General features: G+C 74.9%; 13 protein-coding genes. 9 read left to right on the top strand and 4 right to left on the bottom strand.

The annotated features are described in order from the left end of the window. The first annotated feature begins 19 nt into the window (after positions 1-19). The 8 genes from HS045_RS02825 to HS045_RS02790 are packed head-to-tail and all read left to right on the top strand — an operon-like array spanning position 20 to position 7,631. On the top strand, positions 20-802 hold the full coding sequence (locus HS045_RS02825; RefSeq protein WP_196449604.1) for an alpha/beta fold hydrolase: 783 nt from the start codon (positions 20-22) through the stop codon (positions 800-802). Continuing rightward, the gene (locus tag HS045_RS02820; RefSeq protein ID WP_196449603.1) at positions 799-1,383 is read left to right on the top strand and encodes a 4'-phosphopantetheinyl transferase superfamily protein; all 585 of its coding nucleotides are present in this window, start codon (positions 799-801) and stop codon (positions 1,381-1,383) included. The genes HS045_RS02825 and HS045_RS02820 overlap by 4 nt, the downstream gene beginning before the upstream one ends. Then, positions 1,380-2,414 carry a nitrous oxide reductase family maturation protein NosD gene (locus HS045_RS02815; RefSeq protein ID WP_196449602.1) on the top strand — a complete coding sequence of 345 codons (1,035 nt, stop codon included), beginning with the start codon at positions 1,380-1,382 and terminating at the stop codon, positions 2,412-2,414. Before HS045_RS02820 ends, HS045_RS02815 begins: the two co-directional genes overlap by 4 nt. After that, positions 2,411-3,427 (top strand): ABC transporter ATP-binding protein, encoded by a 1,017-nt coding sequence (locus tag HS045_RS02810; RefSeq protein WP_230883401.1) that lies wholly within the window; start codon positions 2,411-2,413, stop codon positions 3,425-3,427. The genes HS045_RS02815 and HS045_RS02810 overlap by 4 nt, the downstream gene beginning before the upstream one ends. A gap of 2 nt (positions 3,428-3,429) precedes the next feature. Beyond that, positions 3,430-4,620, top strand: coding sequence for an ABC transporter permease (locus HS045_RS02805; protein WP_230883400.1), 1,191 nt, complete (start codon positions 3,430-3,432; stop codon positions 4,618-4,620). Continuing rightward, entirely contained in the window at positions 4,617-5,756 is a 1,140-nt protein-coding gene (locus HS045_RS02800; protein ID WP_196449601.1) for an ABC transporter permease, read from the top strand. Before HS045_RS02805 ends, HS045_RS02800 begins: the two co-directional genes overlap by 4 nt. Before the next feature lie 22 nt (positions 5,757-5,778). Beyond that, positions 5,779-6,675 carry a glucose-1-phosphate thymidylyltransferase RfbA gene (rfbA, locus tag HS045_RS02795; protein ID WP_196449600.1) on the top strand — a complete coding sequence of 299 codons (897 nt, stop codon included), beginning with the start codon at positions 5,779-5,781 and terminating at the stop codon, positions 6,673-6,675. Further along, on the top strand, positions 6,672-7,631 hold the full coding sequence (locus tag HS045_RS02790) for a hypothetical protein (RefSeq protein WP_196449599.1): 960 nt from the start codon (positions 6,672-6,674) through the stop codon (positions 7,629-7,631). Before rfbA ends, HS045_RS02790 begins: the two co-directional genes overlap by 4 nt. On the opposite strand, the gene HS045_RS02785 is transcribed toward HS045_RS02790, so the two are convergent. Genes HS045_RS02785 through HS045_RS02775 form a run of 3 tightly spaced genes read right to left on the bottom strand, consistent with a single transcriptional unit; the run spans position 7,618 to position 11,455 of the window. Then, entirely contained in the window at positions 7,618-8,838 is a 1,221-nt protein-coding gene (locus HS045_RS02785; RefSeq protein WP_196449598.1) for a cysteine desulfurase family protein, read from the bottom strand. The genes HS045_RS02790 and HS045_RS02785 overlap by 14 nt on opposite strands. Beyond that, positions 8,835-9,734, bottom strand: coding sequence for an LPD16 domain-containing protein (locus HS045_RS02780; protein ID WP_196449597.1), 900 nt, complete (start codon positions 9,732-9,734; stop codon positions 8,835-8,837). Before HS045_RS02780 ends, HS045_RS02785 begins: the two co-directional genes overlap by 4 nt. Further along, entirely contained in the window at positions 9,731-11,455 is a 1,725-nt protein-coding gene (locus HS045_RS02775) for a condensation domain-containing protein (protein ID WP_196449596.1), read from the bottom strand. The genes HS045_RS02780 and HS045_RS02775 overlap by 4 nt, the downstream gene beginning before the upstream one ends. Before the next feature lie 192 nt (positions 11,456-11,647). Between HS045_RS02775 and HS045_RS02770 the strand changes: the two genes are divergently transcribed. After that, positions 11,648-11,905, top strand: a complete 258-nt coding sequence (locus HS045_RS02770; protein WP_196449595.1) for a phosphopantetheine-binding protein — start codon at positions 11,648-11,650, stop codon at positions 11,903-11,905. Positions 11,906-12,036: 131 nt separating this feature from the next. Here HS045_RS02770 and HS045_RS02765 read toward each other — a convergent pair whose 3' ends face one another. Further along, complete coding sequence (locus HS045_RS02765) at positions 12,037-13,563, bottom strand: amino acid adenylation domain-containing protein (protein WP_196449594.1); 1,527 nt, start codon at positions 13,561-13,563, stop codon at positions 12,037-12,039. Positions 13,564-13,577: the final 14 nt, after the last annotated feature.

The following is a 13,577-nucleotide window of genomic DNA, read 5'->3' as shown; positions in this document are numbered from 1 at the left end:
GAGCGATCTGGAGACCTCGATGTTGGAATTCACCGCCGAGCACCGGCCCGGCGACGGCAGGACGGCCGTGGTGTTCATGTCCGCCCTGTTCGCCGGCGGCTGGATCTGGGACCACCCGTTCCGGCGGCTGTCGGCGGGCGGGTGGCCGGTGCTGCGGACGAACGAGGCGATCTGCGCGCTCGACCGCCGGATCGCCGGGTCGATCGAGCGGCTCGGGGACGCGCTGGTGCGGGCCTGCGACGACGCCGGGGTCGAGGACGCCGTGGTGTGCGCCAACTCGCTGGGCGGGCTGGTGGCCATCGACCTGGCGGGACGCCGCCCCGACCGGGTGCGGGGGATCGTCGTGAGCGGCGCCCCCGGGCTCACCCCCGACCCCGACGTGGGGCTGAGCTTCGACCGGCGCGGCAGCGTGCGGCCCTTCGGGGACGAATTCGGCGAGCGCATGGTGGCCGCGCTGTTCCACAGCGGGCACAGCCGTTTCGCCCCCGAGCGCATGGCCGAGGCGGGCGCTCTGCTGGAACGGCCGGAGTCGATGGTGAGCATGGCGCGCAGCATCAAGGCCACCCGCAGGTACCAGGTCGGGCCCGCGCTGGAGCGCGTCCGCTGCCCCTCCCTGTACGCCTGGGGCCGCCACGACCGGATGACCCCGGTCGCGCCCTGGCTGGAGGTGCTGGCCGGCCGTCCGGACGCGGAGGTCCTGGTCATCGAGGACAGCGGCCACATCCCCATGGTCGAGTGCGCCGAGGGGTACACCGCGGCCCTGGAACGCTTCGTCACCCGCTGCGCCGGAGCCCTCGCATGACGGCCCCCGCCCCCACCCCCACCCCCGCCTCCGCCTCCGCCCCCGCCCCCGCCTCCGCCTCCGCCCCCGCCCCCGCCTCCGCGGACGTCTCCGCCTCCGCCTCCGTCTCCGCCGCGCGTCCGGGGGATCCGGCCGTGCTGGTGGGGGTGGACATCGTGGAGTGCGATCGGCTGGCGCGGGCGGCGGCCCGCGGCGGCGAGGTGTTCACCCGGCACATCACCACGCCGGCCGAGCGGGAGCTGGGGCCCGGCGTGGCGGCGTTCTCCGTCAAGGAGAGCCTGATCAAGGCCGTCGGCGTCCGCCCGGAGGGCTTCACCTGGCATGACTTCGAGGCCCTGGCCGACCCGGTGCCCGCCTGGGCCGCGGCCCTGCTGGAGGAGGCGGCGGACGAACTGGCGGACTCCACGGGCGTGGCCCTGACCGGCGGCGCCGCCTACGCCGTCCGCGGCGCCAGCGCCCGGGCCGCTCTCGCCCGCCTCGGGGCCGGCACGCCTCGGGGGGCCGCCCGGTGGGGGGAGAGCCGGGGGGTGTTCGTGGCGTTGGCGATCGTCCACGTCGAAGAGGAAGAGGTGCCGTCTTGAGGACCGTCCGGCCGGGAGAGTCGATCCAGCGGGCGCTGGACGAGGCGGGTCCCGGAGCGCACGTCGCCCTGGCGGAGGGCGTCTTCGCCGAGAACGTGTGGATCCGGCACTCCGGCGTGACCCTCAGCGGAGCGGGCCCCGGCAGGACGACGCTGGAGCCCGGCGCGGTCACGCCGTCCGGGGTGCCGCGGCTGCACGAGGCCGCCGAGACCGCCGCCGACGCCGCCGACGCCGAGGACGCCGTCAGCGGGATCACCGTCTACGGCGACGGCCCGGCGGAGGTGCGGATCGAGGGGCTGACGGTGCGCGGGTTCTCCGGGGCGGGCGTGTACGCGCACTCCGCCGCCGGTGTGACCGTGCGCCGCGTCGAGGTGGTGGACAACACCGTCTGGGGCGTCTACCTGCGCGAATCCACCGGGTGCCGGATCGTGGACTGCCGCGCCTCCGGCAGCCGGTACGCGGGCGCCGCGCTCAGCTTCTGCCCCCGGTCCGACCACCTGGTGGCGGACAACGAGTGCCACGCCAACGCGTTCGGGGTGTTCGTCGACAACTCCTCGGGCGTCAGGGCGCTGCGCAACTCCTGCCACGGCAACGCGGTCGGCATGCTCCTGCTCAACCAGGTCTACGAGGGCGAACCGCCGGGCGGCGTCACCGACTGCCTGGTGGCGGGCAACGACCTGTACGGCAACGGCCTGGCCGCCGGCGCCGGGCCGGACGGTCTGGGCGCGGCCGGTCCGCCGATGTCCGGCGTCGGCCTCGCGCTGATCGGCGTCCGGCGGGTCAGCGTCGTGGACAACCACGTCCACGACAACCATCCGAGCGGCGAGTCGGTCATGGACGCGGCCTTCGTCATGGGCTCCTCCAAGGACTGGGGCGGCGACGACGTGCTGGACACGCAGGTGCTGTGGAACCGCGTGCACGGCAACACCCCGCTGGACCACCGGCTCGGCGTGGACCCGGACCGCCAGGTGTTCGCCGCCAACACCGCCGACAGGGGAGACCCGGCCGACGCACGGGGGTGGACCCGATGACCGCATCCGACCCGATGACCACGCCGTCCACCCCGCCCGTGCCGTCCACCCCGCCCGTGCCGGAGTCCGCGCCCTCCCCGCCGGCCCTTTCCTGCCGCGGCCTGAGCAAGCGCTACGGCGACGTCCACGCCGTCCGGGACGTCGGTTTCGACATCGCGCCCGGCGAGGCGTACGGACTGCTCGGGCCCAACGGCGCGGGCAAGACCACCACGATCTCCATGCTCGTGGGCCTGATCCGCCCCGGCGGCGGCCACGTGCGCGTGTGCGGCGTGGACCTGGCCGCCGACCCGATGCGCGCCAAGGCCAGGATCGGGTACGTCCCGCAGGAGATCGCCCTCTATCCGGAGCTGACCGGCCGCGAGAACCTGCGCTTCTTCGGCCGCCTGTTCGGCCTGCCCCGCCGCGCGCTGGCCGGGCGCATCGACGAGGTGCTCGACCTGGTGGGGCTGACCGGCCGCGCCGACAGCAGGCTCAAGACGTACTCGGGCGGCATGAAGCGGCGCATCAACATCGGCACCGCGCTCCTGCACCGGCCCGACGTGCTGATCCTGGACGAGCCCACCGTGGGCGTGGACCCGCAGAGCCGCAAGGCGATCCTGGACGGCGTCGAACGCCTGGTCGGGGAGGGCATGTCGCTGCTCTACACCTCCCACTACATGGAGGAGGTGGAGCGCGTCTGCGACCGGGTGGCGATCATCGACCACGGACGGATCATCGCCGAGGGCACCCGCCGCGAGCTGATCGCGCTGGTCGGCGGCGCCGACAAGGTGGAGCTGTCCCTGGACGGCGATCTGGAGACGGCGCTGGCCAAGCTGCGCGCGGTCGAGGGCGTGATCGAGGCGGCGATGACCGGCGCCGCCTCGATCCGGCTGCTCACCGAGGGCGGGCGGTACCTGCTGCCCGCGCTCATCACCGCCGTGGACGGCTGCGCCGCCGTGACGGCCACCCAGGTCATCGAGCCCGACCTGGAGGCCACGTTCCTGCACCTGACCGGCTCCACCCTGAGGGACTGACCATGTGGAGAGCACTCGCCGCGGTGGGCGCGCTGGAACTGCGGACCCGGCTGCGCGACGGCACCGCCCTGGTGATCGCGCTGATCGTCCCGGTCACCCTGGCCACGCTGTTCAGCGTGGCGCTCGGCGGCGACGACCCGCCGCTGCGGGCCACGGTGGGGTTCGTGGACCTGGACCGCGGTGAGTTCCCCGCGAGCGTGCGCCGCGAGGTGGCGGGCTCGGAGGAGCTGAAGGGCAGCGTGACGCTGCGCGACCTGCCGGGCCGGGAGGAGGCGCGGCGGGCTCTGGACGACGGCGGGATCGGCGCGGCGATCGTCTTCCCCGCCGGGTTCAGCCGCAGCGTCGGGGAGGGGCGCGGCGGGGACGTGGCCGTCCTGACCTCGCCGGAGTCCCCGCTGGCCGGGGTGGTGGCGCGGGCGGTCGTGGACCGGATCTCGGCGCTGGTGGACGCCAGGACGCTGGCGGTGCGGGCCGTGCTGAAGGCCGGGGTGCCCGGCGACGAGGTCAAGGAGCTGGTGGAGCGCAACGGCGCGGCGGGACCGGTGCCGGCGCTGGAGGACGATCCGCTGTCCGGCGGCAAGGTGGACCTGTCGGTCCACTACGGCTCCGGCATGGCGGCGCTGTTCGCGTTCTTCGTGGCCGGGGCCTCCTTCCGCGGCCTGCTCACCGAGCGCAAGCTCGGCACGCTCGACCGGATGCGCGCCGGGCCGCTGGCGGCGTGGGTGCCGTTCGCGGGCAAGGCCGCGGTGGGGTTCGCGCTGGCGCTGGTCAGCGTGTGCGTCACCTGGGCGGCGTCCGTGCTGGTGTCCGGGGCGACCTGGGGGGATCCGCCGGCGGTGTTCGCGGTGCTGCTGGCGCACGTGCTGGCCGCCGCGGCGATCACGATGCTGGTGACGAGCCGGGTGCGGACCGACGCCCAGGCGGACGGCGTGATCATGGTGGTGTCGTTCGTCATGGCCTTCCTGGGCGGCAGCCTCGTGCCGATGCACAGTCTGCCCGGCGTGCTCCAGGCGGCGGCGCTGCTCACCCCCAACGGCTGGACCTCCACGGCGCTGACCGGGCTGGCCGGCTCCGGCGCGGGTCCGGCCGGCTCGGTCGGCGCCGTCGCCGGACCCGTCGCCGTGCTCGGCGCGATCGCGCTGGTCGCCGGCGGCCTGGCCGTACTCGGGATGAAGAAGGGAACGCTGCTGTGAGCCCCCGCCCCGTCCTGGCCCTGGTGGCCGCCAACCTGCGACGGCACGCCCGCGACCGGGTCGGCCTGTTCTTCATGGTGATCATGCCGTTCGTGTCCATCGTGTTCGTCGGCATGGCCATCGGCGACGGCGGCGGGCGCCTGCCCGTCGGCGTGGTCGCGCACGGCTCCGGTCCCGTCGTCGCCGCCCTCCTGGACGAGCTGGGCCGCCGCCCCGACCTGGAGGTCACCCGCGTGGGCTCGGCCGACGACCTGCGCTCCGGCGTGCGGTCCGGCGCGCTGGCCGCCGGGCTGATCATCCCGGACGACCCCGCCCACCTCCGGCTCGTCGCCACCCAGGCCAACGGCAGCGGCCTGGCCGCCCGCAGCGCCGTCGACGTGGCCGTCGGCCGGGTGGCCGCCGTGCAGGAGGCCACCCGGGCCGCCGTCGCCGCGGGCGCCACGCCCGCCCAGGCCGCCGCGTACGTCCGGCAGGCCCAGGAGGAGTCCGGCCGCGTGGCGGTCACCGGCGGGTCCGCGGACGCCGCCGACCCGCGCGGCTTCGCCTACACCGCCCCGGCCAACCTGCTGCTGTTCACCTTCATCAACTCCATGGCCGTGGCCGCCGCCCTGGTGGAGAGCCGTCGGCTCGGCATGCTCCAGCGGGCGCTGACCGCCCCCGTCCGGAGGACGTCGGTGCTGCTCGGCGAGGCGCTGAGCCGTTTCCTCGTGGCGCTCGCCCAGGCCGGGCTGATCGTCGTGGTGAGCGCGTCGGCGTTCGGCGTGACGTGGGGCGACCCGCTCGGCGTGGCGGCGGTCGTGGGGGTGTTCGCGCTGGTCGCGACCGGTGCGGCGCTCCTGGTCGGCACCCTGCTGAACGCGCCCGACCAGGCCCCCGCCATCGGGCCGCCGCTCGGCGTGGTGCTGGGCATGCTCGGCGGCTGCCTGTGGCCGCGCGAGGCGTCCGGCGAGGTGATCAACGCCGTCGGCCGCCTGTTCCCGCACGCCTGGGGGATGGACGCGCTGCTCACGCTCGCCCGGCCGGGCACGGGCCTGACGGCGGTGCTGCCCCAGCTCGCCGTGCTCGCCGGGATGGCCGCCCTGCTGCTGGGCGCCGCCCTGGCCCTGTTCCGCCGCCGCGCGCTGACCGTCGGCTGAGACGAGACGAGGAGCGCACGCGATGAAGGGCATCCTGCTCGCCGGAGGGAGGGGCACCCGGTTGCTGCCCGTCACGCTCGCCGTCTCCAAGCAACTGCTCCCGGTCAACGACAAGCCGCTGGTGTACTTCCCGCTGTCGGTGCTCATGCTGGCCGGCGTCCGGGACATCCTGGTCATCACCGCGCCCGCGGACCTGCCGCAGCTCGCAAGGCTGCTCGGCGACGGCTCCCACCTCGGCCTGCGCATCACCTACGCCGAGCAGCCCGAGCCGAACGGCATCGCGGAGGCACTGATCATCGGCGCCGGGCACGTCGGCGGCGGCCCGGTCGCGCTCGTCCTCGGCGACAACGTCTTCCACGGCCACGACCTCCAGGGGCTCCTCCGCCGGGAGTGCCGCCAGGTGGACGGCTGCGTGCTGTTCGGCCACCCCGTCCGCGACCCCCACCGGTACGGCATCGCCGAGGCCGGACACGACGGCCGCCTGCTGTCCATCGAGGAGAAACCCGCCCGTCCCCGCTCCGACCAGGCGGTCGTCGGCCTCTACCTCTACGACGGCGACGCCGTGGACATCGCCAAGAACCTCGTCCCGTCCGCCCGGGGCGAACTGGAGATCACCGACGTCAACCGCGCCTACCTGGAACGCGGCAAGGCGAAGCTGGTCGGCCTGGGCCGCGGCTTCGCCTGGCTGGACGCGGGCACGCCGGAGTCCCTGCTCCAGGCCTCGCAGTACGTTCGGCTCCTCGAACGGCGGCAGGGCGTGCGGATCGCCTGCCTGGAGGAGATCGCCCTGCGCATGGGCTACATCGGCGCCGACGACTGCCGTCGGCTCGGCGCCGCCCTCGGCGCCTCCGCCTACGGCCAGTACGTGATCGCGGTGGCCGATCGGTTCGGGAACACACAGCAGGAGGAAAGATCATGACGTTGATGTCGTTCACCCGGGACCACGTGATGGACGTGTACCGCTACGCCGAGCGCAACGGCGTGATCGAGGCCATCGACACGGCGGCGGCCGACCTCGGCCTCGGCGTGGGGGAGATGCGGGAGGCGGTGCGGCACCTGGTGGACAGCCGCCTGCTGCGGCCGGACGGCGGCACCGGCGAGCGGTACGCGCCGGTCGACCTGGAGCTGGCCGCCGCCTCGCTGGTGTCCACGGTGGAGCGGGAGATCTACCGGCGGCGGGAGCTGATCGACCAGATCAAGGAGCGCATCGGCCTGGTGGAGCCGCCGCCGGGCGCCTCCCACGGCACCGTGGACTACCTGGCGGGGACCATGGAGGTGCGCGGCTTCCTCAAGACGGCCGGCGACGCCTGCCGCGACGAGGTCCTGGTGCTCCAGGGAGGCGGCGTGGTCGAGGACCTGTCGGAGACCTACCTGGCCCTGGTGGCCAGGGGGGTGACCGTCCGCATCATCTGCCAGCACCGCAACCGGGCCGACGTCGGCATCCGGACGCGGATGAAGCGGCTCACCGACGCGGGCGCCTCCGTCTACACCGTCAGCCACGTGCCGCGGTCGGCCATCGTCTTCGACCACTCGCTGGTCGTGCTGTTCGGCGCGGACGACGTCGAGGCCAACGTCGCCCGCGTGCGCAACCAGGGCATCGTCCAGTTCTTCCTCGACCTGTTCAACCACCTGTGGGAGATGGCCACGCCGCTGGAGGGCATCGACTTCGGCTACTCGGGCGTGGCCGACGACCTCCAGCAGTCGATCGCCGTGCTGATGGCCAAGGGCTACACCGACGAGGTGGTGGCCAGGAAGCTCGGCATGTCGGTGCGGAGCTGCCGTCGGCACATCGCCACCATGATGCGCGACCTCGACGCCACCAGCCGCTTCCAGGCCGGCGTGCAGGCCGCCCGGAAGTACCTCACCGCGGGGTGACCTCCTCGACGCCGACCGGTCCGACGCCGGCCGGTCCGACGCCGGCCGGTCCGACGCCGGCCGGCAGGGCCACGCCGGCCAGTGCGCGGGCCCGCTCCATGACCGCCGCGACGCCGGACACCAGGTCCGCGAACGGCATCCGCGGGTCCAGGCACAGCCGGACCGAGCTGTTGGCGTCCTCGGCGGTCAGGCCGATGGCGGTCAGGACGTACGAGGGCTCCTGGGAGCCGGAGTTGCACGCCGAGCCGGTGGACAGCGCCACCGACCGCAGGCCGGAGACGAGGCTCTCGCCGCGGACGCCGGGCAGCACCACGTTCAGCACGTGCGGCACGCTCACGTCCGGGTCGCCGTTGACGCGCACGCCGGGGAACCCGGCCGTCAGCACGTCCAGGGCCGCGGCGCGCAGTCCGAGCGCCCGCCGCCACTCGGCGTCCCGGCGCCCGGCGGCCAGCTCGCACGCCCTGCCGAGGCCGACGACCAGGTGGGTGGGGACGGTGCCGCTGCGGAGCGCGTGCTGGCCGCCGCCGTACATGATCGGGCGCAGCCGGTGGCGGATCTCCGGCCGCACGTACAGCGCGCCGACGCCCTTCGGGCCGCGGATCTTGTGGGCGGACAGGGAGAGGGTGTCCGGCCCCGCGTCGCGGACGTCCACGGGGACGCGGCCGACCGCCTGCGCGCCGTCCACGTGCAGCAGCGCGCCCGCCTCGTGGCAGAGCGCGGCCATGGCCCGCACCGGCTGCACGGCGCCGATCTCGCTGTTGACCCAGGCGGCCGTGGCCACGCGGGTGTCGAGGTCCAGCAGCCCGGCCAGATGGCCGAGGTCGACCCGGCCGTCCGGGCGCACCCGCATGGTCCTGGTCCGGACGCCGCGGGCGGCCAGCGCCTGGCCGACGGCCAGCGACGACTTGTGGTCGGTGGGGCAGAACACGCCGCCGACCGGGGCGGCGTCGCCGTGGGCGAACACGCCGAGCAGGGCGATGTTGTTGCTCTCGGTCGCGCCCGAGGTGAACACGATCTCGCCGGGGTCGGCGCCGATCAGCCGGGCCACGGACTCGGCGGCGGCGTCCACCGCGCGCCGCGCCCGCTTGCCCAGGACGTGCGGGGACGAGGGGTTGCCGTACTCCTCCCGCAGGTACGGCAGCATGGCCTCCAGCACCTCGTCGTCGACGCGGGTGGTGGCGCAGCCGTCCAGGTAGATGGTCTTCACCGCGGGTCCGCCCGGAAGGCGCTGACGGTGACGAGCTTGTCGTAGATCTCGTCGCGGGTCATCTCGCCGCTGCCGCCCGGGTCCGCCACGACCACGCGCATGCCGGGCAGGTCGTAGAGGCCGAGCGCGATGTCCACGCCGGTCTCCACCGGGCGCAGGCACTCGCCCGGCGCGAAGATCAGCAGGTTGCGGTACCCGGCCCGGTACACCTCCGCGACCATCTCGGTGATCTCGCCCGCGCAGCCGGTGACGCCGCAGCTGATCAGCGTCCGGTGGTTGCCGTCGGCGTCCAGGAAGGCCACCTCGGTGTCGCGCCGGTCGGCGTCGAGGTAGCGCTTCTCCAGGCGGCCCGCCTTGACGAGGCGGTCGGCGGCCTTCTGGAAGCGGTACTTGAGCCAGGTCTCGGGGAAGGCCAGGGGGTGCTTGCGGCTGGGCAGCACGACGTCCTCGGTGAGCCCGGCGTCGCGCAGCGCCTTGTCGTACGAGGACGGCAGCGCGGACATCCCGGCGAAGAACTCCGCGCGCAGCTCGCCCGCCGGGCGGCCGGCGGCGGGCACGTACTGCCAGTCGTTGATCAGCAGCAGGAGCCGCGCGTCGACGCCCGCCGCGGCGTAGCCCTGGAGCAGCTCGACCGACATCCGCCAGGTGTAGCCGGGGAAGACGCCCACGCGGCCGGCGATGCGGCGGCGCATGGTCTCGTCGCTCTGCTCCTCGACGACGCCGGGCGTCAGCCGGCCCGTCCGCGGGTCCTCGAAGAGCATGAAGTGGCCGCCCATGACGACCAGGTCGCCGAGGCCGGCGGCGGGCAGCTCGCGGTCGACGGCCTCGCGCAGCTCCTGCTCCGAGGCGACCAGGCGGCGGCTCCTGACCACCTGGCCGTTGAGGGTCCGAGTCATGGCGTGCACTCCCTGTCGCTGGGGGTCCGGGGGGTGGGGGTCCGTGGAACGGGGGTCAGGCGGGCGGCCAGCGCGCCCAGCGGCGCGGGACCGGCGAGCTGCTGGAGGGTGAGCCCCCGCCAGCCGCGCCCGCTCAGCTCCGCCAGCACCCGCGGGATGCGCAGGGCCCGGCCTCCGGCCAGCGTGTAGCTGTCGGACGGGTCGACGTGGGCGAGCCCGTGCGCGTCCCGCACGGCCGCCAGCAGCGCCTGCACGGCCGCGCGGTCCGCCCCGGCCCGGTGCGCCTCCCCGGGGAGCCCGGTGGAAGCGCCGGACCCGTCGGGGGCGTCGGGTGCGGTGAGCCCGCCGGGTACGTCGGGCGCGGGGGCGTCGGGTGCGGTGAGCCCGCCGGGTACGTCGGGTACGGCGGGCGCGAAGGACGCGAAGGCCGCCAGGTCGGTGAGCCGCGGGTCGTCGCCGGCCGCCAGCACCAGGTGCTCCATGCCGCGCAGGAACCGCTCGACGGCGTCGGCGTCCATGACCGACGCCATGGCGTGCAGGGAGAGCGCGACCGCGTCGCGCCACTCGTCGATCCGCAGGTAGGTGTCCAGCCCGCAGCGCGCCCACGACTCCGGGACCGGGTTCCAGGTGAAGGCGGTGCGCCGGCCGCCGTACTCCTCGGTGCGCTGCTTGATGAAGTTGACCTCCGACCCCAGCCGCACCGGGCCGCCGCGCCGCGAGCCCTCCCGCGAGACCATCTCGACGACCTCGTCGTAGGGGAGGTAGGCGTGCTCGCGCGCCCGCTCGAAACCCCCCGCCACGCGGCCGAGCAGCTCACCGAAGGACGGGTCGCCCGCGCAGTCCACCCGGACGAGCGTCGGAGAGAACATGCAGGCCATCACGTCGGGGAAGGGATGCGCCTCGCGGTTGCTGACGAACGACAGGAACCCCACCGCGTCGCCGCCGGTGTACACCGCGGCCATGGCCGCGTACGCGGTGACGTGCACCAGCGACGGCCACACCCCGTACCGGCCCGCCGCCTCCCGCGCGGCCTCCGGCAGCGCGGGCGAGACCAGCGTCGCGTGCCGGGCCGAGGGGGCGCCGCGTTCCGCCCGGCGGCGGGCGAAGGGGTCGCGGGGGAGGCGGGCCACCTCCTCCTGCCAGTACGCCATCGCCCGCGCGGCCGTGATCGCCGCGTCCGCCGACGCCTCGTGGCGGGTCAGCTCGGCCGGCCGGTGCCGGACGGGGGACAGCGCGGCCGGGCGGCGCGCGGCCATCCCGGCGGCCTGGGTGCGCAGCTCCCGCTTGATCTCCCCCAGCGTCCAGACGTCCACGGCCAGGTGGTTGAAGACCAGCACGCACGCCTTCGGCACGCCCCCGGTGGTGATCAGGCAGGCCCGGATCGGCCACTCCCCGGCCAGGTCGAACGGCCTGCGGGTCAGCTCCTCGACCGTCTCGGCGGGCCCGGGGGTGCCGTCGCGCTCCGTGGTGACGACCCGGACCGGCAGCGGGCGCGGCGGGTCCACGTGCTGCGCGGGCTCGGGACCGAGCCGGTACGTGGTCCGCAGGATCTCGTGACGCCGGGTCAGATGGGTGAGGATGGCCTTCGCCTGGACGACGGTGATCCCCGCGGGCACCGCGAAACGCAGCACCACATGCGTTTCGTGCTGATGCTCCGGAGGAAGCTGGTGGAGGCGCAACCACATGTAGCGCTGCCCCCAGTACAGGCCCGCGGATTTCATGAGACGTTCACCTCGGCGGATTCCATGAAACCGGACTCCTTGAGGATTGGCTTTTCCCGGGTGCCCGGCAATGGCCGCACAATGGCCGCTTCGGCGGTGAACAACCTGCCAGCAGGGGTCGCTTGACCGGTGTCCCCGTTTCCCGGAAGCCTCTTTTCCAGGGGATGATTCCGCGAGAGGGGGCACATCGCCGTGCTGGAGATACCCGAGGGGTTTCAGCGCCTGCTGAGGGTGCACCTGCCGTACGCGGACGCGGGGCGGCTGGCCCCGCAGGACGAACTGGGCGCGCTCGGCCTCGACTCGATGGGCGTGGTGCGGCTGCTCGTGGACGTGGAGAACGCCTACGGGGTGGAGCTGCCCGACGAACTGCTGAACGAGGCGACGTTCAGCACGGTCGGCTCCCTGTGGGACACCCTCTCGTCCCGCCTGGGCCCCCCGCTCCTCCGCTGAGGTCCGTCCCGCCCGCGGCCCCGCCCCGCCCTGCCACGCCACCGCTCCGCCCTGCCCTGCCACGCCACCGCCCCGCCGGGACGGACGTCCCCGGCGTTCGGGAGGCGTCTCAGGCGCTCGGGACGGTCGTCTCAGGCGTCCAGGACGGCGGCGGTGGCGCGGCGGTCGATCTTGCCGTTGGCGTTCAGCGGCAGCTCGTCCAGGACCGTGACCGAGCGCGGCACCATGTAGCCGGGCAGCACCTCCGCCACCCCCCTGACCAGCGCCACCGGGTCCAGCCCCGTCCCCGTGCAGGCCGCCGCCAGGCACGGTTCGCCGTCCGGCCCGTGCACCGCCAGCACGACCGCCTCCACCACGCCCGGCCGGCCCCGCAGCGCGGCCTCGACCTCGCCCGGCTCCACCCGGTGGCCGGAGATCTTGACCTGCTGGTCCAGCCGCCCCAGGTGCACCAGCACGCCGTCGTGCCAGGCCACCCGGTCGCCGGTCCGGTACCACAGGTCCGGCGCGACCGTCTCGCCCGCCGTCGCCGCGTCGTGCGCCGCCCCGCCGTCGAAACGGGCGAACCGGCCCGGGTTCACGCCGGGGTCGGCGTACCCGGGGAAGCGCTGCACGCCGCGCAGCAGCAGCTCGCCCTCGGCGGCCGGCCGGCCCGCGCCGTCCACCACCAGGTGCTCGGCCCGCGGGTACGGCGTCCCGATCGGCACCGTCCCGTTGGCGGTCTCCGGCCAGCGCTCCGGGTCGGCCGGGAGGCGGTACTGGGTGCAGCTGACGGTCAGCTCCGTCGGACCGTACAGGTTCTCCAGGACGCTCCCCGGGGCGGCCGACCGCCACGCCCCGGCCTGGCGCAGCGTCAGCGGCTCGCCGCAGAACAGGCTCCACCGCAGTGACGGCATCGCGCCCGGCGCCAGCCGCCGCAGCCGCATGGCCAGCGAGACCACCGACGGCACGCTGAACCAGTGCGTCAGCTCCTCGCGGGCCGCGAAGGCGACGGGTTTGAGCAGGTCGTACGGGGCCGGCACGACCAGCGTCGCCCCGCTGCCCCAGGCGGCGAACATGTCGAACACCGACAGGTCGAAGGTCAGGTCGAACATCTGCGACAGCCGGCAGCCCGGCCCCAGGCCGTAGCGGGGGACCACGTGCGACAGGTACGCGTCCACGCTGCGGTGGCGCACCGGCACGCCTTTCGGCGCGCCGGTCGACCCCGACGTGAACAGCACGTACGCCAGGTCGTCCGGGCCGGCCGGGAGGGCGTCGGGCACGGTGCGCGGCGGGGCGTCCAGCCGGTCCAGGCGCACCGCCAGCGTGGCGGCGGGCGGCACGGGCGGCCGGAGGGCGGCGTCGGCGAGCACGAGGTCGAGCCCGGCCGCCGCCGCCACGGCGCGGTTGCGCGCGGCGGGCGCGGACGGGTTGAGCGGCACCGCGGCGGCGCCGAGCCGCTGGATCGCCAGGTAGCCGGCGTAGGCCAGGAGGCTGCGGGCCGCGTACAGGCCGACTCGGGCGGGAGGCCCGCCGCAGGCCGCGGCGATCTCGGCGGCCAGCCGCCGGGACAGCGCCTCCAGCTCGGCGTAGGTGTGGCGGCCGCCGCCCACCTCCAACGCGACCCGCTCGCCGTGGCGGGCGGCGGAGTCGGCGAACCACTGGTGAAGGGTGCGTTCCACGGGCCTCTCCGGAA

Source organism: Planomonospora sp. ID82291 (genome assembly GCF_015711645.1).
Lineage (GTDB): Bacteria > Actinomycetota > Actinomycetes > Streptosporangiales > Streptosporangiaceae > Planomonospora.
Note: the sequence above shows the minus strand (reverse complement) of the source record. Positions and strands in the feature narration are given on the sequence as shown.

Bases quoted from the DNA above. Each gene is read 5' to 3' on its own strand.
- HS045_RS02775 (WP_196449596.1), bottom strand. From the start codon at position 11,455: ATGAAATCCGCGGGCCTGTACTGGGGGCAGCGCTACATGTGGTTGCGC.
- HS045_RS02810 (WP_230883401.1), top strand. From the start codon at position 2,411: ATGACCGCATCCGACCCGATGACCACGCCGTCCACCCCGCCCGTGCCG.
- HS045_RS02825 (WP_196449604.1), top strand. From the start codon at position 20: ATGTTGGAATTCACCGCCGAGCACCGGCCCGGCGACGGCAGGACGGCC.
- HS045_RS02780 (WP_196449597.1), bottom strand. From the start codon at position 9,734: ATGACTCGGACCCTCAACGGCCAGGTGGTCAGGAGCCGCCGCCTGGTC.
- HS045_RS02805 (WP_230883400.1), top strand. From the start codon at position 3,430: ATGTGGAGAGCACTCGCCGCGGTGGGCGCGCTGGAACTGCGGACCCGG.
- rfbA (WP_196449600.1), top strand. From the start codon at position 5,779: ATGAAGGGCATCCTGCTCGCCGGAGGGAGGGGCACCCGGTTGCTGCCC.
- HS045_RS02790 (WP_196449599.1), top strand. From the start codon at position 6,672: ATGACGTTGATGTCGTTCACCCGGGACCACGTGATGGACGTGTACCGC.
- HS045_RS02820 (WP_196449603.1), top strand. From the start codon at position 799: ATGACGGCCCCCGCCCCCACCCCCACCCCCGCCTCCGCCTCCGCCCCC.